Origin of the sequence: Spirosoma validum, assembly GCF_014699035.1 — a bacterium.
GTDB lineage: Bacteria > Bacteroidota > Bacteroidia > Cytophagales > Spirosomataceae > Spirosoma > Spirosoma validum.
Genome location: NZ_JACXAA010000001.1, coordinates 108,708 through 134,099, shown reverse-complemented (window position 1 = coordinate 134,099; position 25,392 = coordinate 108,708). Strand labels below are relative to the sequence as shown.

At 46.2% G+C, this 25,392-nt stretch carries 23 protein-coding genes; 13 read left to right on the top strand and 10 right to left on the bottom strand.

Annotated features, from left to right (window positions below; all coding sequences use genetic code 11):
- The first annotated feature begins 84 nt into the window (after window positions 1-84).
- Window positions 85-516: an energy transducer TonB gene (locus IC230_RS00540; RefSeq protein WP_191037010.1), complete on the top strand. Its 432-nt coding sequence runs from the start codon at window positions 85-87 to the stop codon at window positions 514-516.
- 348 nt (window positions 517-864) lie between these two features.
- Here IC230_RS00540 and priA read toward each other — a convergent pair whose 3' ends face one another.
- A complete protein-coding gene (priA, locus tag IC230_RS00535; RefSeq protein ID WP_191037009.1) occupies window positions 865-3,390 on the bottom strand; it encodes a replication restart helicase PriA in 2,526 nt (841 codons plus the stop codon).
- 179 nt (window positions 3,391-3,569) lie between these two features.
- Between priA and IC230_RS00530 the strand changes: the two genes are divergently transcribed.
- A complete protein-coding gene (locus IC230_RS00530; protein WP_191037008.1) occupies window positions 3,570-4,574 on the top strand; it encodes a YpdA family putative bacillithiol disulfide reductase in 1,005 nt (334 codons plus the stop codon).
- On the opposite strand, the gene IC230_RS00525 is transcribed toward IC230_RS00530, so the two are convergent.
- Window positions 4,562-4,858 (bottom strand): hypothetical protein, encoded by a 297-nt coding sequence (locus IC230_RS00525; RefSeq protein WP_191037007.1) that lies wholly within the window; start codon window positions 4,856-4,858, stop codon window positions 4,562-4,564. The genes IC230_RS00530 and IC230_RS00525 overlap by 13 nt on opposite strands.
- Window positions 4,859-5,600: 742 nt before the next feature.
- Here IC230_RS00525 and IC230_RS00520 point away from each other — a divergent pair.
- Together IC230_RS00520 and IC230_RS00515 are read left to right on the top strand one after the other, a co-directional pair.
- Window positions 5,601-6,647 carry a sensor histidine kinase gene (locus IC230_RS00520; RefSeq protein ID WP_191037006.1) on the top strand — a complete coding sequence of 349 codons (1,047 nt, stop codon included), beginning with the start codon at window positions 5,601-5,603 and terminating at the stop codon, window positions 6,645-6,647.
- 21 nt (window positions 6,648-6,668) lie between these two features.
- Window positions 6,669-7,460 (top strand): LytR/AlgR family response regulator transcription factor, encoded by a 792-nt coding sequence (locus IC230_RS00515; protein ID WP_191037005.1) that lies wholly within the window; start codon window positions 6,669-6,671, stop codon window positions 7,458-7,460.
- Between the two features lie 45 nt (window positions 7,461-7,505).
- On the opposite strand, the gene IC230_RS00510 is transcribed toward IC230_RS00515, so the two are convergent.
- Entirely contained in the window at window positions 7,506-8,069 is a 564-nt protein-coding gene (locus IC230_RS00510; RefSeq protein WP_191037004.1) for an N-acetylmuramidase family protein, read from the bottom strand.
- A 391-nt stretch (window positions 8,070-8,460) separates the two neighbouring features.
- On the opposite strand from IC230_RS00510, the gene IC230_RS00505 reads away from it, so the two are divergent.
- On the top strand, window positions 8,461-10,356 hold the full coding sequence (locus IC230_RS00505; RefSeq protein ID WP_191037003.1) for a YgiQ family radical SAM protein: 1,896 nt from the start codon (window positions 8,461-8,463) through the stop codon (window positions 10,354-10,356).
- 156 nt (window positions 10,357-10,512) lie between these two features.
- Here IC230_RS00505 and IC230_RS00500 read toward each other — a convergent pair whose 3' ends face one another.
- Entirely contained in the window at window positions 10,513-11,556 is a 1,044-nt protein-coding gene (locus IC230_RS00500) for a ScyD/ScyE family protein (protein ID WP_191037002.1), read from the bottom strand.
- A 452-nt stretch (window positions 11,557-12,008) separates the two neighbouring features.
- Between IC230_RS00500 and IC230_RS00495 the strand changes: the two genes are divergently transcribed.
- Together IC230_RS00495 and IC230_RS00490 are read left to right on the top strand one after the other, a co-directional pair.
- Window positions 12,009-12,854: a sugar phosphate isomerase/epimerase family protein gene (locus IC230_RS00495; RefSeq protein WP_191037829.1), complete on the top strand. Its 846-nt coding sequence runs from the start codon at window positions 12,009-12,011 to the stop codon at window positions 12,852-12,854.
- 94 nt (window positions 12,855-12,948) lie between these two features.
- Window positions 12,949-13,254 (top strand): hypothetical protein, encoded by a 306-nt coding sequence (locus IC230_RS00490; RefSeq protein ID WP_191037001.1) that lies wholly within the window; start codon window positions 12,949-12,951, stop codon window positions 13,252-13,254.
- Here the strand turns inward: IC230_RS00490 and IC230_RS00485 are convergent.
- A complete protein-coding gene (locus tag IC230_RS00485; RefSeq protein WP_191037000.1) occupies window positions 13,249-14,292 on the bottom strand; it encodes a glycosyltransferase family 9 protein in 1,044 nt (347 codons plus the stop codon). The two genes, IC230_RS00490 and IC230_RS00485, sit on opposite strands and share 6 nt — an antisense overlap.
- A gap of 28 nt (window positions 14,293-14,320) precedes the next feature.
- On the opposite strand from IC230_RS00485, the gene IC230_RS00480 reads away from it, so the two are divergent.
- Window positions 14,321-15,556, top strand: coding sequence for a M16 family metallopeptidase (locus IC230_RS00480; protein WP_191036999.1), 1,236 nt, complete (start codon window positions 14,321-14,323; stop codon window positions 15,554-15,556).
- Window positions 15,557-15,628: 72 nt separating this feature from the next.
- Window positions 15,629-15,955 carry a nucleotide pyrophosphohydrolase gene (locus IC230_RS00475; RefSeq protein ID WP_191036998.1) on the top strand — a complete coding sequence of 109 codons (327 nt, stop codon included), beginning with the start codon at window positions 15,629-15,631 and terminating at the stop codon, window positions 15,953-15,955.
- Window positions 15,956-16,145: 190 nt separating this feature from the next.
- On the opposite strand, the gene IC230_RS00470 is transcribed toward IC230_RS00475, so the two are convergent.
- From IC230_RS00470 to bshA, 3 genes are all read right to left on the bottom strand, one after another.
- Window positions 16,146-16,793: a sterol desaturase family protein gene (locus IC230_RS00470; protein WP_191036997.1), complete on the bottom strand. Its 648-nt coding sequence runs from the start codon at window positions 16,791-16,793 to the stop codon at window positions 16,146-16,148.
- A gap of 183 nt (window positions 16,794-16,976) precedes the next feature.
- Window positions 16,977-18,314 (bottom strand): NAD(P)/FAD-dependent oxidoreductase, encoded by a 1,338-nt coding sequence (locus tag IC230_RS00465; protein WP_191036996.1) that lies wholly within the window; start codon window positions 18,312-18,314, stop codon window positions 16,977-16,979.
- 73 nt (window positions 18,315-18,387) lie between these two features.
- Window positions 18,388-19,524 carry an N-acetyl-alpha-D-glucosaminyl L-malate synthase BshA gene (bshA, locus tag IC230_RS00460; RefSeq protein WP_191036995.1) on the bottom strand — a complete coding sequence of 379 codons (1,137 nt, stop codon included), beginning with the start codon at window positions 19,522-19,524 and terminating at the stop codon, window positions 18,388-18,390.
- A 202-nt stretch (window positions 19,525-19,726) separates the two neighbouring features.
- Here bshA and IC230_RS00455 point away from each other — a divergent pair, with 202 nt between their 5' ends.
- The 3 genes from IC230_RS00455 (at window position 19,727) to IC230_RS00445 (ending at window position 21,934) form a co-directional block, all read left to right on the top strand.
- Window positions 19,727-20,617, top strand: a complete 891-nt coding sequence (locus tag IC230_RS00455; protein WP_191037828.1) for a geranylgeranylglycerol-phosphate geranylgeranyltransferase — start codon at window positions 19,727-19,729, stop codon at window positions 20,615-20,617.
- A 122-nt stretch (window positions 20,618-20,739) separates the two neighbouring features.
- Window positions 20,740-21,441, top strand: a complete 702-nt coding sequence (locus IC230_RS00450; protein ID WP_191036994.1) for a TapB family protein — start codon at window positions 20,740-20,742, stop codon at window positions 21,439-21,441.
- A 112-nt stretch (window positions 21,442-21,553) separates the two neighbouring features.
- Window positions 21,554-21,934: a MerC domain-containing protein gene (locus tag IC230_RS00445; protein ID WP_191036993.1), complete on the top strand. Its 381-nt coding sequence runs from the start codon at window positions 21,554-21,556 to the stop codon at window positions 21,932-21,934.
- Here the strand turns inward: IC230_RS00445 and IC230_RS00440 are convergent.
- Window positions 21,931-23,043, bottom strand: a complete 1,113-nt coding sequence (locus IC230_RS00440) for a cytochrome-c peroxidase (protein ID WP_191036992.1) — start codon at window positions 23,041-23,043, stop codon at window positions 21,931-21,933. The two genes, IC230_RS00445 and IC230_RS00440, sit on opposite strands and share 4 nt — an antisense overlap.
- On the bottom strand, window positions 23,043-23,846 hold the full coding sequence (locus IC230_RS00435; protein ID WP_191036991.1) for an MbnP family protein: 804 nt from the start codon (window positions 23,844-23,846) through the stop codon (window positions 23,043-23,045). Before IC230_RS00435 ends, IC230_RS00440 begins: the two co-directional genes overlap by 1 nt.
- Before the next feature lie 398 nt (window positions 23,847-24,244).
- Here IC230_RS00435 and IC230_RS00430 point away from each other — a divergent pair, with 398 nt between their 5' ends.
- Window positions 24,245-25,384, top strand: a complete 1,140-nt coding sequence (locus IC230_RS00430) for a pyridoxal phosphate-dependent aminotransferase (protein WP_191036990.1) — start codon at window positions 24,245-24,247, stop codon at window positions 25,382-25,384.
- Window positions 25,385-25,392 lie beyond the last annotated feature (8 nt).

Sequence of the window (25,392 nt, the reverse complement as noted above, 5' to 3'; positions counted from 1 at the left end):
AGTTTTCAAAAATTGGGAAATTTTGAACAGCCTCAATGTTATGAGTTCTATCTGATAAATCTCTAGTCCGAAAAATTTATAGTAATGACCACTTTCTTGTATAGTCTGCTACTGTTTAGTGTTCTTTGGATTCCGCTCCATGCCCAACAAAATCAACTGGACACCATGTCAACCCCAAACCGTCCAGTATATAGAGTGCTGGAGGAAACTCCTCAATATCCGGGTGGCCTAAGAGAACTGAATGATTACATCAAAAAAAACCTGCGTTATCCCGAGGCTGCTCAAAAAGCCAATCAGGAAGGCATGGTGATCGTTACGTTTATTGTTAGTGAACAAGGAGTTATCCATAGTGTCCAGGTATTAAGAAGTGTCAGCCTGGCGTTAGACGCTGAAGCGGTACGTCTTATCAAAAGTATGCCTGATTGGATACCCGGTAAGCAGCAGGGGAAAGCCGTTGCCTGTCGTTTCAATTTACCCGTCAGGTTTTCCCTGCCAAAATCGTCTTCAGGTACCTGAACTTTATTTGACGCAAAAAATGGATGTTCAAGGCCATATTGTTCACTTTGCTTGGCTAAAAACATGTCGGGACTATCTGGATTGCTTTATTATCTTCTGGTAATGTTCACGGTAATGTTATGGCATTATCCTCGTGCAATAAAAGTGATTCCAAACCCTGGAAAGATTCTCAGGATTTATGGAATCATATTTACTGCAACAACAGCTACTCTATTTTATCTGAACTGCAAGCATCAGATGCATCTGTAGGAGTATTTCTGCGATTGCCGCCTATTCAATGACTAAAGTACAGCGTAGTATGGTTTGAACGGACATTCTTCACAGGAAAAATGTCCGTTCAACTTATTTTTATAAACAATCTACATCGGCCACGATGCTTACCTGTCGTAATCCTTTGTCGGTCAGAATGTCGTTGATACGGTCCTGAATGTGCGTTTTTACGGCCTTTACATTCACTTTATCGCGCTCAATCTTGATCAGAATATCGAACAGGAACTGGTTTCTGATCCGTTCGACTAAAGGTTCTTCCGGGCCCAGTACGCGGCTACTACCTAACGCATCCGTTAGTTCAGCAGAAAGACGTTCGGCGGCCCGGTAGCTGATGGTTTTATCGGCATGACGAACGGTTAGCTTAATGAGTCGAACGAACGGAGGGTAGCTGAAATTCTGTCGTTCCTGAATCTCTTCTTCATAAAGCCCTTTGTAATCGTTTTCGATGACTTTCTGTAGAATCGGTTGCTGCGGATTATTGGTTTGAATCAGCACAGTGCCTTGCTTGCCTGCCCGCCGTCCTGCCCGCCCGCTGACCTGCGTAATCATCTGAAAAGCGCGCTCCGTTGCCCGGAAATCGGGAAAATGAATAAGCCGGTCAGCATCGAAAATTCCGACGAGGCTGACGTTATCGAAGTCCAGCCCTTTCGTAATCATTTGCGTGCCCACCAGAATATCGACCTGTCCGCCTTCAAATTCCTGAATGATTTGCTGATAAGCATTTTTGGCACGGGTCGTATCCAGATCCATACGTAGCACCCTCGACTGCGGAAAGAAAATCTGAAGTTGGTCTTCGAGTTTTTCGGTCCCAAAGCCAATCGTTTTGACCTTCGTAGAACCACAGGTCGGGCAGATACGAGGGACCGGGTCTTTATGGCCGCAATAATGGCAGCGCAATTCGGCATCCCGCTGGTGATACGTTAGACTCACCGCGCAGTTATTACACTCAGCTGTCCAGTCACAATCTTCGCATTGCATGTAAGGCGAATAGCCTCGCCGATTCTGAAACAAAATGCTTTGTTCCTTCCGCTCAATATTCATTTCCAGCGCACCAAGCAGAGCCGACGAAAATTCACTTTTCATTGTTTTCTGTCGCTTTTCCTGCTGAGTGTTCACCAGCATGATATTGGGCAACGTAGCATTGCCGAATCGCTGAAACAACTCTACCAATCCATAGCGGCCTTGTTTGGCCTGATAATACGTTTCGAGTGAGGGCGTGGCTGATCCGAGCAATACCTTGGCCTGCTGCCAGTGCGCCAGCATGATCGCTACGTCGCGGGCGTGGTAGCGAGGAGCCGGATCGTGTTGTTTATAGCTTGTTTCATGCTCTTCGTCCACGATAATCAGCCCCAAATTATCGAATGGGAGAAATACCGATGACCGAACACCCACCACAAACTGATATTGCCCGGAGACGACACCTTTCCAGACTTCGACGCGCTCGTTATCCGAAAACTTCGAATGGTAAATCCCCATCTTATCGCCAAATACGCGTTGCAGACGTACTACAATCTGAGTCGTCAGGGCAATTTCCGGCAGCAGATATAAAACCTGAGAACCGCTGCCGAGGGCCTGCTGAATCAGGTCGATATACACCTCCGTTTTACCACTACCCGTAATCCCATGAAACAGCACAATGTTCTGTCGCTCAAACTGCGTCATAACCTGCTGTGAGGCTACTCGTTGCGCATCGGTAAGTCGAATTTCACCCTGCGGAGCCAGATTATCCGAAAAACGAGGCTGGATTACTTCAAACGTCTCGAATACCTGATTCTTGATGAGCGTCGACAGGGAAGATTGCGAAAGCTCGTCATCCTGATTCAGAATGGTTTTGTCCAGGCCTTTCTGGTTTAGTTCCGGACTGCGCTGCATCGGTACGTGCCGGAGATACCGCATCACGACTTCCTGCTGTTTAGGCAGTTTTTCGAGCCGCTGTAACAGAACCAATAACTGCTCTCGCTCTTCGTAGGTACGGTGCAGGCGAATCTTCCGCACCATTTTCGGAATGTATTTTTCCTTTACTTCCTCGAAGACAATGATCGCTTTCTTACCCACCAGCGACTTAATCAACGCCGGTACGTTGGAACCTGCGCCCGCCAGCCGACCTAATTCTTCATACGACAGGGCCGGGTGTTTTTTGAGTTCGGCTAATACCGTTTCTTCAAATTCGGTCAATAGTTCGGGGTAATCGAAATCGGGATTAAACTGCACTTTCGACTGGCTCGAAATTTTTAGGCCTGACGGAAGGGCAACGTTCATGACGTCGCCAATGCAGCACATATAGTATTCAGCCATCCATCGGAACAACTCCAGTTGATAACCTGTAACCAGTGGGTATTCATCCAGTACTTCGCTAATGTATCGCGCCTGATAGGCTGTAGGAGGAGAATTGTGCAATCGGGCGACAATGGCTGTCAGGACACGACCATTGTTTTTGCCGAAGGGCACAATTACCCGAGCGCCAATTTTAAGAATCTCGGCCATACCGCGCGGTACCCGATACGTGAATAACCTTGGGACCGGAATAGGCAGAATTAAATCAGCAAAGAAGGTGACTTCTTCGGCTTCAGTCGATGCGAAAAGAGTGAGGAACTGGTTTTCCACGGAGTAATGATGGGCAGTACGTCAGGTAAATATACGGAAAACCCCGCGTTGACCCGGCGAATTCCTGATTTGATAAAAAAGGGAACACGAATCAAACCTTTGCCCGCTTTTTAACTGTTAGCTTAACGTAATGCGGGTGAAGACCCGCCTATTTCGCGGGTCTTCACCCGCATTACCCTATGCAACTTTACGACGTTATTATCGTTGGCGGTGGTCCTTGTGGACTAGCTGCTGGTATCGAAGCGACCAAAGCTGGTCTGAGTCATCTAATTCTGGAAATGGGAAGCCTGACCGAATCCATTCGGCAGTACCCGCGCCGGATGCGGTTTTTCTCAACAGCCGAAAATATTGAAATTGGTGGGTTACCATTCGCTATTTCTGACGTAAAAGCCGGACGTAACGAAGCCCTCCAGTATTACCGCAAAGCTGCGGCTTATTATCACCTGAATTTTAAGCTGTTTCAGGAAGTCTGGGATGTGCGAAAAGATGGGGACGTGTTTACTGTAACGACGAAAACGGGCGACCGTTACCAAGCTCACAAAGTGGTTATGGCCACTGGCTATTTTACGCGTCCTCGCTGGCTCAATATTCCGGGCGAAGACCTGCCTCACGTATCGCACTATTACGACGAACCTTTCAAATATTCATTTACGAACGTAGTGATTATTGGTGCATCAAATTCAGCGGTTGAAGCGGCTCTGGAATTGTATCGACATGATGTGAACGTAACGATTGTGCATCGGGGCGAAGATTTCCGAAAAACAGTAAAATACTGGCTGGTGCCCGATGTGAAAAATCGGGTGAAAGAAGGGCGGATAAAAACCGTATTCGACTCGTGTGTTACGCAGATCGATGAACACCATATAACGACTATAAACATCAAAACCGGCGAAGAAGCACATATCCCCGCCGATTTCGTATTTATTCTTACAGGCTACATACCCGATGCTGAACTTTTGCAGCGTTGTGGTATTGATCTCGACCCTGAAACCCAGGTGCCGGTTTATGACAAAGAAACGTTCGAAACAAACGTACCTGGTCTATACGTCTGCGGAACGGTTCTAGCGGGTATCTATACCGAGAAAGTGTTTATCGAAAATGGCCGGGAACATGCCCAGGCCATCATTGATCACATTATGGGTCGGGAGGTTCACAAAGTAGCTGAGCTGATTCAGCGCATCTGATTAGCCACTGCCATAACTGACTCTCGACTGCCTGTGTTCGCAATTGCTCTTGCCCTGGCACGGTCCAATTCTTCCTGTACGGCTTTGGCAAAGGCTACTTTATCCGATTTCCGATAGAGTTCAACCTGCTTTCTTTTGGAGGGTGGACGGAAATCGCGGTTCGCTTTCTGGCAAGCTCCCCACAAATCTGGGTTCAGTTTAATCTTGTATTGGCGAATTGGCGTGTCTACTCCGAACCAAAGATTGATAATGTTGCTAACTGTTGGTTTAATAACTACACTCATGGCTTTTCACTGATAAGAATTACATAACTGGTAGTGGACTAATAAAGTTTTTTGGTACACCTGCAAATCAATAAGCTAAAAGTAAACAGCAACGGCACTCTACTCAAAGAACAATTGTATTAACGGTATAGAGAAGGTCATGAACCGCAAAAAAGCGCTTATGAACTGTAAAAAGGCCTGATTAAAATTTAATGAAAAAGCCAATATCTCGCTTTGCCGTATTAATTTTCTAAAAGAAGAAGCAATTGTATACAACGCTCATCGTCATTTACATAAATGGAAAGTAACGTAAGTTTTTAGGTTTTCTTCTGACTAAATTTTATCGTTCGTTTTGAAGAACACTACCAAAAATGCATTATTGATTAACTCTAATTTGTTCAAATCTTTTGACTCGGTTCGCTTTATATAGTCACCGTCTACAATAGTCTATTTTTACCGATAAGCCAGTGCAATTCTGTTAATTTTTGCCTTACTTACTGATCGTCAAAACGTAACGGGAAATCGTTTGCGGGTAAGACAAATAGTTGTTCTCAAGTATAAATAGTTTGGCGCAATTATAGTGAAGGGTACAGCCTACTTTTTGCCGGTTAAAAGTCGGCCGGGTATAGTTCTCTGGTTTTGTTAGGCAAACGGTTGAGCCCGATGTTCACGCAATTCAGCTTCATTTCTGTGCAGATCAGTTTGAAGAGCGTTTCAAGGCGAATTATTCATGCATAGCTTTGGATGATAATCGTTTTTAGCTGTGCGTTACATAAAAGCGGATAATGACCTGTGGATTCGCCTTGGCGGCATTAGCCTGCTGTGGTTGCTCGACGTGTATTCGTATGGACTCTTTGCCCGACCCCTGAATTTCACTACGCTTAAATATTCAGCTGAGTTTCTGGTTCTCTCAACCGCTACCTGGGAAGTAATCCGCTGGATACTGCTCTGGCTCCGACGGCGGTATCCGCACCTTTCCCAAACACGCACTCGCATCCTGATCAGTTTGCCATTGTGCTGGCTGACGTCTATTCTGATCGATTGGGCAGATATGAAGGTTGTCAATAGTACAGCGTATCATGTAGCGTACCCAATTGAGGCTTTCATTAATTCTATACCCAATGCTTTACTTTTCAGCGGCCTTATAATAGGCATTCAGGAAGCGGTGTATTATTTCAATCGGCTACTTAAATCGGAAAAGGAAGCGGAAATTCTTAAAAAAGAAAATCTGCAAACTCAACTGGATAGCCTGAAACAGCAGGTAAATCCCCATTTCCTGTTCAACAGTCTGAATACGTTATCGTATCTGATTGGAGATGACACTGAAAAAGCCGAAGAATTCTTAGATGAGCTCTGTAAAGTCTACCGTTATCTGCTACGTTCCAACGAACATGAGCTAACCGACCTGAGCACGGAGCTTCAGTTCATTCGTTCGTACTTCCACCTGCTTAAAACCCGCTACGGCGATAATATCCAATTGAATCTGGCTATTGAACCGCCGTATGAAACGTACCTGTTGCCTTCTCTGACACTGCAACTGCTTATCGAGAATGCCGTGAAACACAATGTGATTGACAAGACGCAGCCGCTTACGATCAACGTAATGACGCAGTCAGAGGCTCGGTTGATTGTAAAAAACAACCTGCAAAAGAAACCTCAGCAGTTACCCTCTACGCAAATTGGTCTCCGCAACATTGCCACCAAATTCAGGCTACTCAATCAAGGCGATATTTTGGTTGACGAGACCCCTGATGAATTTGTAGTTACTATTCCGCTCATCGCTGCCGGTAATCCCCTTGTTCATTCCTGACATCCACCAAACCAACTCGCCATGAAGATCTTACTTGTTGAAGATGAAGACATAGCGGCCAAAAAGCTAATCAAAACGCTGTCTGCTGTTGAACCGGCGGCCATGGTGCTGGCCGTTACGACCAGCGTTCGAGAAACAGTAAATTGGCTACAGGATCACAGCCTTAACCAGCAGACAGCACCTGATCTGATTTTAATGGATATTGAACTGGCTGATGGACAGAGTTTTCAGATTTTTGAAAAAATCGAGGTTGACGTTCCAGTCATCTTCACTACGTCGTATGACGAGTATGCCATAAAGGCGTTCAAAGTCAATAGCATCGACTATCTGCTCAAACCCATCCAAAAAGACGAGCTACGGGCTGCCCTCAACAAGTTTACGAGCCAGAAAATGTATCATGCGAAGGGTACCGAAGCCTCTTTGAAGGTTGATAATCTGTTGAAAGAGTTGCAAAAACAATTGCTGCCGAAACAATATCGGCAGCGTTTTCTGGTCCAGTATGCCTCGAAACTGATGTCGGTCGATACCCATCAGATTGCTTATTTCTTTACGGATAATCGGATGAATCAGATCCGAACGACGGACGGTAAAAAGATGATTGTGGATTACAGCCTCGATGAACTGGAGGAAATGTTAGACCCCGATCAGTTTTTTCGCGTGAGTCGCTCGTTTTTAATTTCTATTGAGAGCGTCGAACAAGTTCAGACGTATTTCGGTAATCGACTAACACTGAGGCTTAAGCCGCTCCTGGATAAAGAAGTTATCGTAAGCCGGGAAAAGCTCACTCCCTTCAAAGAATGGATGGGTAAATAAGTTCATTTCACCTGGAGCAATGATACGAGAGTCACTTGTTGGGGGTTACAGATGTTTAGCATAAGCATTCTGTAATTTGGTATCATAATGCAACTGCCTGAAGCCGGCTCCATTATAAAACTTGGCGAAGGTTGCCCACTGATGATTCCGTAATTCGTCGTCCAGCCGCCAATCCAGTAGTAATCGGCAAAACAGATCGAGTTGTACGGCTTCTGATTTGCACATTTTTGTCACAAACTCACCTACCGTTTTGCAGCCACAGGATGGGAAATTTGACCCCATAATTTGAAACATGCCAAACGAGGTTGCCAGGCGTGTAGCGGTTAAATCCAGCGTTTTAGCGATGTTATACAGGTCCCAGGATTGATTCAGATCAACGGGGTAATTTTTTCGGCGCTGAGGGAACGATAGGCTGGGATGCGTTCCGTCATACTTACCTTTCGTATACTCGTGAAATTTATGCGGTTCGAAGCGGATAATAATTCGCCCGACCGAATCAAAGCCGCGTCCATTGGATTCAACTTCAGTAACCGCTTTAATCTCGGCTACGCCCGTTCGTAAACGAGCAGCAGCCTGTTGAAAATCAGTAAGGGTAAGGGTAGTTGGCATGGTCTGTCTATTGATTTTGGCTAAAAGAAGTAATTGGTGTTAAGTTATTAATAATCAGTAGTTCTGTTTGCTATGAATTAGTGAACGGTATCTATTGTAATTATCTTCATTCAGTCAGGCCAGATCAAACACGACACCGGTCACTTGAACGTAGTAAAAGGAGAAGTGAGCGGAAACGATACGTTCGCAATTAGGCTTGTGGTCACGGCCGCTTACTACGTTGCGGACTTGTGAGAAGTTGGTTTAACTATCCACACTACGTTACCCTGAAAACAGGTTACGATCAGTGGGTAGAATCCTTGTTTATCCAGTTCAGCACACACGATTCCTTGTCATTCATTGAATTATTTATCGAAATCGGTGTTTTTCTGATACATAATTTCGTGTACTCATGCTTGAAAGACCCCTGACAGACTGGTTGCCTCTAACGATGAAAGAAGTCGAAAAAAGAGGCTGGGATGAAGTTGATATTGTGCTCGTATCTGGAGATGCCTATGTCGATCATCCTGCCTTTGGAACCGCTGTGATTGGAAGGATCATGGAAAGCGAAGGGTTTCGGGTGGCCATTATCGCTCAGCCCAACTGGAAGGACGATCTGCGCGATTTCAAAAAGTTTGGAAAGCCAAAATATTTCTTTGGCGTTACGGCGGGGTGTATGGACTCGATGGTCAATCACTATACGGCCAACAAACGCCTTCGTTCCAACGATTCCTACACGCCCGGTGGCGAAGCGGGTTTCCGTCCCGACTATGCTACCATTGTGTACACGAATATTCTGAAGACCTTATATCCTGATGTGCCGGTACTACTCGGCGGTATCGAGGCTTCGTTACGTCGGGTTACGCACTACGACTACTGGCAGGATAAGCTGTTGCCGTCTATTTTGGTAGATGCCGGGGCCGACATGCTGGTGTACGGTATGGGCGAACAGCCTCTGCGCGAAATTCTAAAACTGGCACAGAAAGGCGTACCGTTCTCGTCGATGCGGAACATTAATCAGGTAGCTTTTCTGCACGATGCCAGCGCCGATCTGCGCGATTACAACAGCTGGAACACCGTCGAGCTGGCTAGTCACGAGGATTGTCTGGAAGATAAAATCAAATACGCGGCTAATTTTAAGATTGTCGAAGTTGAGTCGAATAAATGGCAGGCCAACCGGATCACGCAAAAAGTTGGCGATCAGGTGCTGGTAATTAATCCGCCATTTAAAACAATGGACGAGGCTGAAGTCGATAAGTCGTTCGATTTGCCGTATACCCGAATGCCCCACCCGAAATACAAAAAGCGGGGACCGATTCCGGCCTATGACATGATCAAGTTCTCGGTCAATATGCACCGGGGCTGTTTTGGAGGCTGTAGTTTCTGCACCATTTCGGCCCATCAAGGTAAGTTTATTGCGTCGCGGAGCGAAAAGTCGGTGTTGAAAGAAGTAGACGAAATCACGAAGCACCCGGAATTCAAAGGATACATTTCAGACCTGGGCGGTCCGTCGGCGAACATGTACAAGATGAAGGGCAAAGACGAGTCCATCTGCGCGCGTTGCCAGAGTCCAAGCTGCATTCACCCGGTTATCTGCTCAAACCTCGATACGTCGCACAAACCGTTGACGGAGATCTATCGGAAGGTCGATGCTCATCCGGCTATCAAAAAAGCCTTTGTTGGTTCGGGTGTACGGTATGATCTGCTGGTCGATGATTTCAACAAAAACAACGCCGACGGTAACCACGATGAATACCTGGAGCAGCTGACCACGCGCCACGTATCGGGTCGGTTAAAGGTCGCTCCCGAACATACGTCCGACGATACGTTGCGGATTATGCGGAAGCCGTCCTTTAAGTATTTCAAGCAGTTTAAGAAGAAGTACGATCAGATTCAGGAGAAGCATAATCTTAAACAACCGCTGGTCCCGTACTTTATTTCGTCGCATCCGGGCTGTGAGGAGCAGGATATGGCTAACTTAGCCGCAGAAACCAAAGATTTGGGTTTTCAGCTCGAACAGGTACAGGATTTTACGCCCACACCCATGACGGTGGCCGAAGTCATTTATTACTCGGGCGTTCATCCATATACACTGAAACCGGTGAAAACGGCTAAAACCAGAGAGGAGAAGCAGGCACAAAACAGCTATTTCTTCTGGTACAAACCGGAATATAAAGATTGGATTCGCAATCGTCTGAGTAAGCTCGATCGCCCGGATTTAGCCGAACGGCTGCTGGGAAGCCAGAAGAAAGAAAATGCCGGCAAGCCTAAGTTTAAAAGCAACTATTCTGGTAAGAAAAAACGGTGATACTGAATTAATCGCTGCTAACAGCCGTAGACCGTAGATTGGTCTATACGAAGAAACAGCACAGATAAAAAAGTAAGGTCTGATAAAACAAATGAGCCATTGACAATCAATGGCTCATTTGTTTTATCAGATTACGAGTACTAGTGATGGTCTGACTTAGAACGTGATTTTTCGTAATATACCTGATTTGCCATCCTCTAACGTGGTTAGATAGGCAGTATGACTATCAACTACTTTTAGATCGGTAGCTTTGTTCAGACCAGTAAGCAGCTCGGTGCTGGTCGTTCCGTTAGTCCGAATTAACTTACCCGTATTGTCAGCAAATCCCATTGCGCCAAACACGGCGTGCTGAAGCACGAGCATACCTCCATTTCCATCATTTTCTACGTCGACCAGACTGGTGAACTTCATCGGGAAAGTGGTCAGAACACCTGAGGTACTCATTTTGTAAATAATTGACGAATTAGCCGGGAAAGGAAAACCGAGCAACGTAGTGACGATGAAGTCTTTTCCGTTAAACGTAATGCCCGTTGGTACCGATTCAACAAAAGCTGGAAGAGGAGCAAGCGGACTAGCAATGCCCGGAACTTCGACTACTACGCTCCAGTCGCCGGTTTTGGATCGTCGGATAATGGCGTTGGTGCCTGCATCTGTGAAATACAAGGCGCCATCGGGGCCAAGAACCATGTTATACAAGTGCGTATCCTCGGTGTCTTTTAAATAATGGCTTGGATCGTTGGTAAACTTGTAGTCAAGCAAAAATTGCTTCTTGTCTTCAACCACCAGGCTAGAGGCCAGGATAGACGGATCGCCGGGTTTAAAGCCAGATACGTTAACCTTGTATAGGCGGCTGTGCGAACCAAGAATATACAGCCAGCCATCCGCAAATAGCAGGTGATTCAATCCGTTTGGTTCACCCTGAAATATTTCTGAATCAAAGCCTGTAATCGCTGGGTATACAGTTCCGTTAGGTCCAACCATCGAAACCCGGCCATCGTTTTGACCTGAGCCAGATTCTGTTATCCAGACGCGACCCTGACTGTCCGTTTCTACGCCAATCAGCCCCTTTAAGCCTGTTGCTAACGTAGTAGATGTGAGAGAAGGCGTAGGGGGAGCCGGGTTTTGGTGATCCTGACAGCCCGTAATCAGGAAGGCTGTTAAAGCGAATAGTGAAATGGAGAGGCTTACTTTGTAAAACATGATTGAATGGAGAGTTATGAGGTAAAAAAATGGATACTGATAAAGATTATAGAACAGATACGTCCGAATAACAAAAGCGTACTGATAGTTATACGGTTTTGAGAGCACTACGTACTACGATTGCCAAAAAAACACCGGCTACTGGCAAACATGTTACAACGTCTTTGTTACGGCTTAAGTAAACCCTGCAGACGCCAGTTCCGGCTCATCAATGGCATGAGCCGAAAATTAATAAATTTCATCGGGCTTGATTTAGAATGATTTAGTAAGCGGTTGAATTATATGTGAACGGTCCATCACTACCTTATAAATTACTTAATAGGCATTCGGGACAGTAGCAGCTATGCAAGTAAAGGACAAAGTAGAAAACCGGTCAAGGTTTCCTTATGACTGTATCGACGCTACGTAGCGTTCCCATTACTGACTTCAGAATCTATTTCGATATGATCCATATGATCCGTACAACCTTTTTGTTAATCGTATTACTAATCGTTACGTCGGTTAGTCAGGCACAACCATTCGGTAAACTGGTTCAGAAAATGCCGGGTATCGTTTCGTATACGTTGCGGGATAGTTTTGGTAAGGATGTTCCTGGTACGTTAGATAAGATCAAAGCCTGGGGCATTACCGATATTGAGTTTTCGAGTCTGTTTGGTAAAACAGCTCCCGAGCTGCGCGCCCTGCTCGATCAGCGTGGTCTGAAGTGCAGCAGTTATGGTGTAAGCTATGATGCTATTGATCAAAAATCTGATTCGATTCTGCAGAACGCGAAAGCCTTGGGAGTTAATTACATACGTATCGGTTCCATACCACACAAAACTGCCGCAACACTAGAGATGATGCAAAAAGCCGCTGAGGTATTTAACCGGTTCGGTAAACAGGCGCACGACAAGGGATTTATGTTTTGCTACCATAATCATGGGTTTGAATTTCAACCTTATGAGAATGGTACGTTGTTCGATTACCTGGTGAAACAAACGAACCCTGAGTACGTTGGCTACGAGATGGACGTAACCTGGACCTACTTACCTGGACAGGACCCGGCAGCATTGTTGAAAAAATACCCAAAGCGGTTTCGGCTCATTCACCTGAAAGACGTAGCAAAAGACGTTGAACACAGCGATAAAGGCGGTATGCCCAACGAAAAATCCGTTGTCTTGGGCACGGGGCAAATCGACTGGCCAGCTGTACTGAAAGCTGCCCGTAACACGTCAATTGAGCATTTTTACCTCGAAGATGAGAGTAAAGACGCCGAACAGCAAGTGCCGAAGAGCTTGGCGTATTTGAAGAGTTTATGAGCGAAAAGCTTGAAAGGCCGAGTATAAACAATAGTAACCAATTGTTTGTATTTCGTTTCTTTGCATTCGACAAAATGGTCGTTACATTTGGCTCATGAAGAATGAAGAACGTATTTTAGAGCTACTTGCCGAAACGCTCCAGCGAATTGATCGCCATAGCGAACAGATCGAACGACACAGCGAACAGTTTGACCGCCATAGCGAATTAATTCAGCTCATAGTTAATAAACTTCAGGAAAACGATAAGCGGCTGGATAAACATGAGGACGCCTTGGTTGGTCTCAAAGAACGTACTGAAACCATGCACCAATCTTCACTCGAGCAGCAGCAGACATATAGGGCCATGACCGAATTGCTTATGCACCACAATCGAATTTTATCCGCCAAAGGAATTTTATAAAGTCAGCTTCGCCAACTCGTCCACCTGAATTCCCCAGGCACAGCGGAAATGCCCTAATGGACAAGCTTTCCGGCCATGAAGGTTGCAGGGTTTACAATCAAGTTGTTCCGGCGTTTGTACCACGCGTGATCCATCGGCCAGCGGGCCAAAACCAAACTCAGGTACGGTTGAGCAGAAGATAGCCGTCGTGGGTGCGTTCATGGCTGAGCATAAATGAAGCGGAGCTGAATCATTCACATAATTCATAACAGCGCCTTGTTGGAGTGCTGCCGATTGCAGCAAACTTAGTTTTCCCGCCAGATTCACTGTCGTTTCATTACGTTCTGCTGCCGTTCGGATGGCTTCGCAGGCTGCCGTATCGGTTGGTGCTCCTAATAAATAAACTGTAAGCTGTTTGGGTAAAGCCTGAATCAACTCCACCCAGCGTTCGGCGGGATACTGCTTCGTGAACCAGACCGACATGGGAGCCATGCACACGTACGGTTGGCTTTGATAGTTTCGAATGGCATCGTAGTCGGCTGATGAAGGATACAGTTTTGGCCGGACGACTGACTGATGAGGTAACGGTTGTCGGCCAGGAATATCTCCGTTTATCTCCAGTACGTTTAGTAACTCTTTATTACGGTCTACTTCATGAACGCCTGGTTCGAATCGATGCCTGACCCGATGCGTAAAGAATCGTGAAAACGGATTTTTATCGAAGCCAAGTGTGTATTTCGCGCCCGATAACGTCGTTAGTAGACCCATTGTACCGTAGCGTTGCAGATTGAGAATGGCACTATATTTCTGAGCTCGAACGGTACGTAACAGTCGCCATAAATCCCGATATTTGGTCCCCTTTTTATGCCAGATCAGCACGTCATTCAAAAATGGATGATTAGCCAGCAAGCCCTCGTTACCTTTACGTACCAGCACGTCCAGTCTGGCATCGGGATAGGCGGCATGGATCTGTTCAAGCAGAGCTGTGGCGAGAATCACGTCGCCGATGAAAGCGGTTTGAATAATCAGGAACCGGGGCGAATTGGTTGCGGTTATCATTAGTACGCTTATGGCGTAAACACTAAGAATGGAAGATTACGAAGTTTATACCCTGCCCAACGGAATTCGGATTGCGCACAAACAAATACCGCATACGCAGATTGCCCATTGTGGGATTATGCTTGATATCGGTAGCCGCGACGAGCAGCCGCATCAGCAGGGACTGGCCCACTTTTGGGAACACATGGCTTTCAAAGGTACGGAGAAACGAAAATCCTACCACATTATCACACGGCTGGAAACGGTTGGTGGAGAGCTAAATGCCTATACGACGAAAGAAAAAGTTTGCTTTCACGCGTCGGTACTGGATGTTCACTTTGAAAAAGCAACTGAATTGCTATCCGACATTACGTTCCACTCCGTTTTTCCGGAGAAGCAAATTGAACGCGAACGGGGGGTTATTCTGGAAGAAATGGCGATGTATTATGATTCGCCTGAAGACGCGATTCAGGATGATTTCGACGAATTGGTATTCCCGAACCATGCGCTCGGTGGTAATATTCTGGGTACTACGGAGACCGTTGGCTCGTTTCGACGTGAAGATTTGCAACGGTTTATTCTGGAAAATTATGATACCAGCCGGATTGTCTTTGCATCCGTTAGCAAACTGCCGTTCAAACAGGTTGTGAAAGTAGCTGAAAAGTATTTTCGCGACGTGCCCGCTCAACATACCGCTCGCCAGCGCCAGAAACCAACTGACTACTTACCTCGTCAGACACGTGTGGAGCGTCCTATTACGCAGGCTCAATGTGCGCTTGGTCGACCTGCTTATGGGCTTACGGACTCGCGACGATTACCGTTTTTTATCCTCGTTAACCTGCTCGGCGGGCCAGGCATGAACTCTCGACTAAATCTGAATCTGCGTGAAAAATATGGCCTGGTCTATTCGATTGATGCAAATTATACCCCTTACTTAGATACTGGGTTTCTAGGCATTTATTTCGGAACTGATCCGAAAAAAGTTGATAAGGCGCAAAGTTTGATCATGAAAGAGCTGAAGCGACTCCGTGAACAGCCGCTTACTACGTTACAACTTCATCAGACGAAAGAGCAATTGATCGGGCAACTGGCCATGGCCGAAGAAAGCAACAATAGCTTCATGCTGATGATGGCCAAAAGTTTGCTCGACATTAACCGGGTTGAAGCGTTGAACGATATTTTTAATGATATAAAGTCCGTAACGGCCGAGCAACTACAAACCCTCGCGCAGGAATCATTTGATGAGAATCAATTCAGTTTCCTGACGTTTGTGCCGGAAAAATAAGACAGTCAGGGGTCGTTAGTAAACACCTGGCATGGTACACTAAGACTCCTGGCTATCGACTGACGACTAGATATGACCTTAAAAGACGCCCAGACTACCGTTGACGACTGGATCAAAACCATTGGTGTCCGGTATTTTAATGAACTGACCAACATGGCTCAGCTGACTGAAGAAGTCGGTGAAGTGGCCCGGATTATTGCCCGACGCTATGGCGAACAGTCTGAAAAAGAATCCGATAAGAATAAAGACCTTGGCGACGAACTGGCCGATGTGCTGTGGGTGCTCATCTGCCTTGCTAACCAGACAGGCGTTGACTTAACGGAAGCTTTTCAAAAGAATTTGGAAAAGAAGAATATTCGCGACGCAACCCGGCATTTGACCAACGAAAAGCTAACGTAGCACAGGTTTTAGTCCACGCTACGTATAACCCATAACCGCGATGGTTGGCTTAAGTATCCCAATCTGTGCTGCTGGTGGAGTAGATTAAGCGCCTACGCGGTGAGTGAGCATAGCATCAAAGACTCTTTTGTACCAAAAAGCCCAGCCAAAATAGTTTTGGCTGGGCTTTTTGGTACAAAATAACGTACCGCTATTTCTGGAACGATTTAAAAATGTAGTCCCACATGGGAGAGGATACGCCGTAGTTGCTTTCGGGATTTTTATAGTGGTGAACGCTATGGTTGATCCACAACTGCTTAAAGAAATTCTTCGGTGGCGCATAGGCATGCACAATGAAGTGCGTGGCTAAATAGCCCGTATAGCCAACCAGAAAGCCGGGGAAAAACGCATAGGCAGCTTCGCCCATCATGACAAAAAACAGTCCAAAAAAGAAAGCCGCTACAAAAATGGCTAATGCTGGTGGCATCGCCAGCCGGGTTTTATCCTTCGGGTATTCGTGGTGAACGCCGTGAAAGGTATACTGAATTTTGGCCCGCTTGGGTGTTGTTGGGGCTAAATGGTATAAATACCGGTGCAGAACGTATTCGAACAACGTAAATACAAACAATCCAGCCAAAAATAATAACCCAATAGTGCTGTTATCCATGTCCGTATAGGTAAAAGCATACCATACCAGAGAGGCTGACAGAATGAGCCACATCGAGATAGGCACCATAATGTGCGTACGGGAAAGTGCTTCTAATATTGGATTATCGAACAACTTTTTAGTACCGCTATTTTTAGGCCGGGTTTTACCGTGTCCAGCCATAGTCTGTAGCTTTTCAGTGGTTGATTCCATAGGGGAGTACATCGATTAAAAAAGTAATAATACAATTACGTTGATGTTGATCTGTATTGACAGAGTAACGAACGGGTTGCTCAAATAAATACTAAAAACAGCTCAACATCAAATTTATGAGTACAAAAGTACTAGGAAAATGGGTTCATTAATCAGTATAGTAAATTTAGTTTACTATCTTGGTTATGTCTTACTCACCTCTACCTGGTCAGCTATTTTTTCCTGCATAGCGTTTACATCACCTTTTGGGAGCTTTGGCTTAATGATCAGACGTAGTGAGTTGTTGTATGTCAGGTAATTAGCCATCCAATTCAAAAAGATGAACAGCCGGTTCTTAACGCCGACAATTGACATCAGGTGTACAAACAACCATGTTAGCCACGCAAAAAATCCCTGAAATTTTAAATAAGGCAAATCGACTACTGCCAGACCCCGGCCAATCGTGGCCATCGTGCCTAAATCGTGATACGTAAATTCTTCAGGTTGTTCATTATTGATCCAATGCAACAGGTTTTTGGCCAGATGTTTACCTTGCTGAATAGCTGGCTGTGCTACCTGCGGGTGTCCGTTGGGCCATTTCTCTTCGGTCATCATCGCTACATCGCCAATGGCGAATATGTCGGTGAACCCCTGCACCTGGCTGTATCGATTAACCAATACCCGGTTGCCGCGTCCGATGACTTCGGGCGGTAAACCCGCTAATGGATTAGCTTTGACGCCTGCTGCCCAGATCAGGTTGTTAGTACGTAGCGTCGAGCCGTCGTTCATCGTCACGGTTCGTCCATCGAAATCTTTCACCCGCGTATTGAGCCGAACATTTACGCCCAGTTTTTGCAGATAATCCAGTGAATGCTGCTGCGACTGTACCGACATGGGCCCGAGTAGTTCCGCGCCCGATTCGATGAGGTAAATGTCCATCATCTTGAAATCCAGCTCCGGGTAATCTCTCGGCAGAACTGTTTTGCGCATTTCGGCCAGCGTACCGCAAAGTTCAACGCCCGTTGGTCCACCGCCTACGACCACTACGTCCATTAAGCCTTCTTTTTCGTCCAGCGTTTCGACACTAAGCGCATCTTCGAAATTCTGCAAAACCCGGTTTCGTAAGGCAATGGCCTCAGATACCGATTTCATCGGTAAGGCTTTTTCGATGATATTCTGCTGGTTGAAAAAGTTGGTATCAGCACCCGTAGCCATCACCAGATAATCGTACGTAACAGGACCAAGGTCCGTATCAACAGCTTTGTCGGCCAGTCGGATACCCGTTACACTGGTAACACGGATGTGAACATTCTTACAATTTCCAAAAACGGACCGTAACGGAAACAGAATTGAATTGGCTTCCAGACCAGCCGTGGCTACCTGGTAATACAGGGGCTGAAACTCGTGGTAATTCTGTTTATTGATCAAAACGACCTGAAACTCCTTTCGACGCGATAGCTTGCGAGCCAGTTTAAGACCACCAAAACCTGCACCGACAATAACGACGCGCTTACGGTCTGTTTGAGGTATGTTTGGATTCATAGTTAACGAATGGATAATGTATCATAGACACTGAATGGCAGTACTAGTCATTCAATTCATTATACATTATAAATTACACATTGTTCATCACGCTCTGTAGCACACGTTCATAATGGGCTTCGTAGAGGGGCAAAATACGCGATAGCTCAAACTCCTTAGCCCTGGCTAGTGCATTTTCTTTGAAAGTGGGAAGATTCGCATCATCCAGGACGTATAGCGCATTTTTAACCATATCGTCCACATCGCCTACGGGGCTGAGAAAGCCTGTTACGCCCTGTAAGTTTAGCTCAGGCAAACCGCCGGCATTGGACGTGATGAGCGGAACTTCACAAGCTAACGCTTCCAGAGCTGCCAGACCGAAACTTTCATTTTCGGATGGCATAATAAACAGATCGGCTACGGATAGAACTTCTTCAACCGCGTCTAATTTTCCCAGAAAACGTACCTGATCATAAATGCCAAGGTCGCGCACGAGCCGCTCAATGCGGGCTCGTTCGGGGCCATCGCCAACCAGCAACAATTTGGCGGGCGTTTGCTGCTGAACGTGGTAGAACACCATTACGGCGTCGTCGATACGTTTGACTCGCCGGAAATTTGAGGTATGCACAATTAGCTTTTCGCCGTTCGGGCAGATAGCTTTCTTGAAATGTTCTTTCTGCTGACGTTTGAACCGGTCCAGATCGATAAAGTTGGGAATCACCTCAATCTCGCGGTGAACGTTAAAGTGTTTATATGTATCCTGCCGTAAATCCTCTGAAACAGACGTAACACCATCTGATTCGTTGATGCTGAACGTAACGACTGGCTCATACGACGCATCTTTGCCTACAAGCGTAATGTCCGTGCCGTGTAACGTAGTCACGACGGGTATGGTACGTCCCTGCGAACGTAGGATCATTTTGGCCATATAAGCCGCCGAAGCATGAGGAATTGCGTAGTGAACGTGCAGTAAGTCAACGTTTTCGTTCAGCACAACATTAACCATTTCGCTGGCTAACGCCGATTCGTAGGGTGCGTACTGAAAGAGTGGGTAGGAGGGTATATTTACTTCGTGATAAAAGACATTTTCATTGAAAAAATCGAGTCGGGGCGGCTGCTGATACGTAATGAAGTGAATCTGGTGGCCATTTTTAGCCAACGCCTTACCCAGTTCGGTAGCGACAACGCCACTTCCCCCGAAGGTCGGGTAACACACAATGCCAATTTTCATGCGTGAGAACAAGTTTGTCTCTCAACAACAAACGAGAGTAAAAAGAATCCCCAAGAAGGGGAGAAAAGGGAGGAAAGGGATGAGCGGGAGGATCAGATGGGAACGTAAGGTATGTTTTTCTTCTTCCTCCCTTTCTTCCCTCTCCTCCTTGTTCCCCTTTCCTGCTTCCTGTAAAATCCTTATTTTTGATAAAAAAACGGCAATGGTTGCGCGTCAGTCTGCTCCTTTCTCGGCCTTTACATTCGGGTTTCTGCGACTCATCCGGGTACAGAATCTGCTGATCGTAGTGCTGACGCAGTTTATGGCGCGGATCTTTCTGGTTGGTTTTCGCCCGGACGATCAAACCACCGAACATGTACGGCTTCTTCTAGACCCTTCGCTCTGGCTGCTTTCGTTCTCAACAGTCTGTATTGCTGCGGCCGGGTATATCATCAATGATTACTTTGACGTCAAGATCGACCTGATTAACAAGCCACAGCGGGTCATCATTGGGCGTTACCTCAAACGTCGGGTAGCCATGGGCGTGCATCAGATCCTGAACGTAATCGGTTGCCTGATTGGCTTCTATCTGAGTAAATGGATTTTTCTGGTTGATGTACTAGCCGTATCACTGTTGTGGTTCTATTCCGCGCAATTCAAGCGGCAACCCTTGGTTGGTAACGTCATTGTTTCGTTGCTAACGGCCTTATCACTTATTGTTATGGCTATTTATTATCGGCATAACACCGGTATGCTGCTGATCTACGCCTTATTTTCCTTCGGTATTTCGCTGATCCGTGAGATCATTAAAGACATGCAGGATATTCGGGGGGATGCCCGGTTCGGCTGTCGAACGTTACCGATCGTTTGGGGACTACGCCGAACGAAATACCTGATTTATGGTCTCGTTGGCGCGTTTATTGTCAGTTTGTTCTTCATTGCCAGTTCGCTCCATAATTTCCGGCTGACTGTCATTTTTCTGCTACTGCTCCTCCCAATCGCCTGGCTCACCTATCGGCTCGTTCTGGCCGATACCCGGCGCGACTTTGGCTACCTCAGCAATCTCTGCAAACTCATCATGCTCCTGGGCATCGTCAGTATGATCTGGACGTAAAAGAATGATGAATGTAAACTACTTCACTATAAGTCATCATTCATGCCGTTCCCTCAAGGATTTGATAATTAGTTTGTTGGTAGATTTACCTTTGGTCTATAAACCAAATAATGTTCGTTCGCATGAAAGTCCTTGTTTTTCTACTGCTGATAATCACGACTATAACGTCTAAAGGTTGGGCTCAGGATTGTCTGGGTATGACTCTTAAGGCTGGTACGAGTTACGAAATGAGTACGTTTAACGCTAAAGACAAGCCTACCGGCAAAATCTCATATCAGGTTAAGGATGTTCATAAAGAAGGAAGCTCGACAGTTATGGACATTACAGCTCAGTTTGAGGATGAAAAAGGAAAACAGCGAACTCCTTATGTCATTCATTATACCTGTACAGGGAATGAGCTAATCGCTGATCTGTCGGGCATGATGCAGTCCATGCAGGCCACAGCCATGAAGGATGCTGAGATGAAGCTGAAAAGCAATAAGCTTGTATATCCGGGCAAATTAAGCGTCGGTCAGAAACTGAGCGACGGGCAAATGGAAGCTGAAATGGTCAGTAACGGTAACACTATGATGAACATGAACATGGTTATGTCGAATCGGCAGGTTGAAAGCAAAGCCCCAATTACAACACCCGCCGGAACATTCGATACCTACAAAATCAAATCAGATATGAGTTTCGAAAGCCGGGTCATGGGCATACCCATTCGAAATTCAATGCAGGTAGTTAGTTATCGAGTAGATAGCCAGATTTTTGACATCAAATCAGAAACCTATAACAAAAACGGTAAGCTGATGGGATATACGCTGCTGACTAAGGCTAATTAATAACTATGAGAGGACCATTTTTCTAAATTTTAAGGCGTTTCGCAACTTTGTTGCAAAAAACCGGGTTACCAAGACTACGATTGCCAAAAAGCGTCGTATTTTTGCCCTGCTTATGAAAACAGATATTCTCTCCCGCAAAGCTGACTACATTGGTATTACTGGCTCGGTGTTGTGTATCATTCACTGCCTGATTACGCCCATCCTACTCATGACGACAGCGTTGATGCAGGATGAAAAGCTTCGCGTTGGTTATCTGAGCCTGGATTATGTTTTCATCGGCATCAATATCATTGCCGTTTATTTCGCAACTCGGCATTATGCTCCCCCTATCATTAAGAAAAGCCTCTGGGGATTTCTGGGTTTATTTACAATAGCTCTTCTCCTGGAAGAAGTAAATCCCGTTTTCGAATATCTTGCTTATACGGCCTCCGCTGGTCTGGTGATCAGCCATTTATTAAATATCCGTCAGCATCGGCTAAACCACGTTCATTAGTTTGCGCTAAAATCCCGATTATTAATGAATGTATTGTCGGTTAGCGTTTTCAGGAAAGCAATTACCTGCCTCTTTTCGATGTCGGTCAAGGCAATGCCGGGCTGACCGTTTACTTTCAAGGCCGGATCGAGGGTAGGTGAATCTTTTACGCCACTTCGATAGTGATCAACTACTTGCTCTAACGTAGTAAAACGACCATCGTGCATGTACGGAAACGTCCGCTCGACGTTACGTAGGCTTGGCACTTTAAACTTCAATCGGTCGGCTTCGTTCAACGTAATGACGTAACGTCCCTGATCATTGATGGCGCCGACGGGCAGGCCGTTATTTCGGTAACTCCGGTCGGTAAATAAATCAGTTGCGTGGCAAGTCGAGCACTTTTGCTGAAACAGAGCCAATCCAGCTAATTCATCGGTCGTTAAATCGCCCCCTGCTTCTTTTCGAACGTATTTATCGTAGCGGGAATCTGCTGATACAAGCGTTAGTAAAAACTGTGAAATGGCTTTCAGAAAACGTGCTGTAGTGACCGTGTCCGAATCAAAAGCCGATTTGAACATAGCCGGATATTTTGGGCTTTTCTGCACACGACTCAGCGCTTCCGAGAATTTGAGATCCATTTCAACAGGGTTCTGAATGGGCGTCAGAGGTAACTCATCCAGACTGGTTACACCCCCATCCCAGAAGAACTCGCGCTCCCAGGCAAGATTCTGCAAACCCGGTACGTTCCGCGATCCGAATTTGCCACCGATACCATGACTCAATGCGTGGTCAGAATGTCCGAAGCCCGCAAATTGCTGATGGCAGAAACCACAACTAACCGTGCTGTCTCGCGAGAGTTGGGCGTCATAAAATAGCGATTTACCTAAAGCTACCCCTTCAACCGTCAGCGGATTCTGACTGATGTTATAAATGACGTCTGGAAAGTTGGCCGGTTTACGAAGCGTTACAGGCGTTGGTTTGTACTCGATGCCACCGCCCGGCGGGCCCGGATCAGGCGGTACTACTGGGTCAGGCTCTTTGCTGCTTTGGCAGGCAACGGCTAAGCCAAACAGAAAAACACTGACAGTAAGCCAGATCCGTTTTGTCGATATCGTACGTAACGTATTCATTAATTCGCCTGAACCCGGTCGTAACTAAACATTTGCACGTAGTTATTCGCCACGTTAGTTGAAAACGTATCGAACATAACGGATGGGTGTTGTGCGATACTTAGCTGGGTGGGTCCGTTGAAGATCTTCAGCGCATCGGTTGTGATTCGAAGAGCAGGCGTAGCGTCCATTTGTACATTGACGACATCATTCCTGAAGGAGAGCGTAACCGTACGCAGGTTGTTAATTTTAACGGTACTCCTGCCAAAACCACCAATGTGGTAAAAGAACGTATTGTTCTGAGCTGCGGGTGCTACAGCCGAAATGCCTTCCAGTTTCATGAAAATATAGCCTGAGTTCCAGTCCCAGTACATACCATTGTTGGTGCCCGGGTCAAGAGCTCCGGTCCGTTGGCTAACGTCGGCCATGCTACGCAGACTGTCAACTCCTATCAGGAAAGTTAGTCCGGTATACTTACCAGCAGGAACATTGTTCAGCGTAATCGTTTGAGAAGCCGGTTTCTCTTCTTCAATAAGAAAATAGCTGCTGTTCTGGGGGACAACGTATTCGCTACCATCCTCTTTACGCAGTCGAAGATTGCTGATAAAGTAATTGAATTTCGTGACCGTAAACGATTCGCCGGCTGCGTTCTGATACGTACTGGCGTTTAGTTTAAGGTCGGCTGAGCCAGCCACGTTATCAAAAAGCAGCTGCATCTTGCCCGGAACAGGAGCGTCAAATACGGGATCGGACGTATTACAGGAAACGACTGATAACGTAATGATTACCGCTAAAAACAACCCAAGTGTACTGGTATTTTTCATAACATATATGCCAAGGCCCTGTAATTAAGTAACGTACATAGAGGCAAAATCATGCGAGTTTTGAGGATTAAATAACGGAGTTGATGCCTTAATGCTGCTACGTAACCGATCAGGCTGGAATGCCGAATAGTCAGTTAACTAGTTTTGGTATAGTGGTAATTGATTATGTGGGTAACTATATGTTTTATATTATATTTTGAAGTAATTGGATTCTGTAAAATTTTATATAGTAAATAGCCCTTTTAGCAAAAATATTATTTGAGGTGGTCTGATTAAGCCGTATCTTTGATAGGTCAGTGACTTGATCGAGTCTTCCTCTTTTTTAGTCGTAAGTTGCTGGTTACCAAATACGATATTCTTCACTTTATCTATTGATGCGTTAAGATTAACGTTCTCTTATGTCAATCAATCGTCGTGACTGGCTCCGGGCCAGTATGTTATCTGGCCTGACTCTGGCTGCTGCTCCAGCTGCGTTCTGCGAACCGGAACCCGAAATGCCAGTCGGTTATAAACCGCCCAAAGGCATGCTGAAAGCCCGTTTGTCAGCAAACGAAAATCCGTACGGCCCCTCACCAAAGGCGCTCAAAACCATCACAGAAGCGGCTCCTGATGGCTATCTCTATGCGATGGAATACGCCCGTCAGTTTCGCAAGTTAGTTGCCGAAACGGAAGGTGTACCTGAAGAATATATTTTGCTGGGCGCTGGTTCAGGTGAGTTGCTTACGGCGGCTTCGCTTTGGGCAGCCTATCGGCCTAATGCCGGACGTACCATTGTGGCTCCAGATCCAACGTTTGACGCGCTGCCTCGCGCTGCTGTAAAACACGGCATCACCATGGACCGGGTACCGCTCGTGGCAGCTGATGGGTACGACATCAATTTGAATAAACTGAATGAGCGTGTGGGGAGTCAGACAGGTATGGTTTACCTCTGTAACCCCAATAACCCAACGGCTATTACTGTTGATCCTGCCAAACTGCGGGCGTTCTGCGAATCCGTTGGTGCGAAGACGCCGATTCTGGTAGACGAAGCCTATATTGACTACACGCCTGATCCAAAGGCTTACTCAATGGTCGATATGGTTAAAAAGGGTAGTAACGTGATTATCACCCGGACGTTCTCTAAAGTACACGGTTTTGCGGGTCTACGTACTGGTTACATGATTGCAAAACCTGAGCTGATCGAGCAAATCACCAAATTCTCGACGGGTGGCAGCGGCCTGAGCATGACTACCTTGCGGGCAGCTGCTGTCAGTTTGCAGGACAAAGATTTCGTCAAGTTCTCGCTGGGCAAGGCTAAGGAGTCGAAAGATTACCTATACGGCGTGCTAAAGCAGCATAGCTACGAACCGCTGCCATCGGGCGCTAACTTCGTGATGTTCCCGATTCGGATGAAAGGCGAAGATTTCGTTGCGCGGATGATGGACCAGGGCGTGAGCATTCGCCAGTGGAAGTTTGACGGTCAGTACTGGTGCCGCGTGAGCCTGGGTACAATGCCGCAAATGCAGGCATTCGCTGAAGGATTGAAGGTTATTTCGTAGGATAAAGA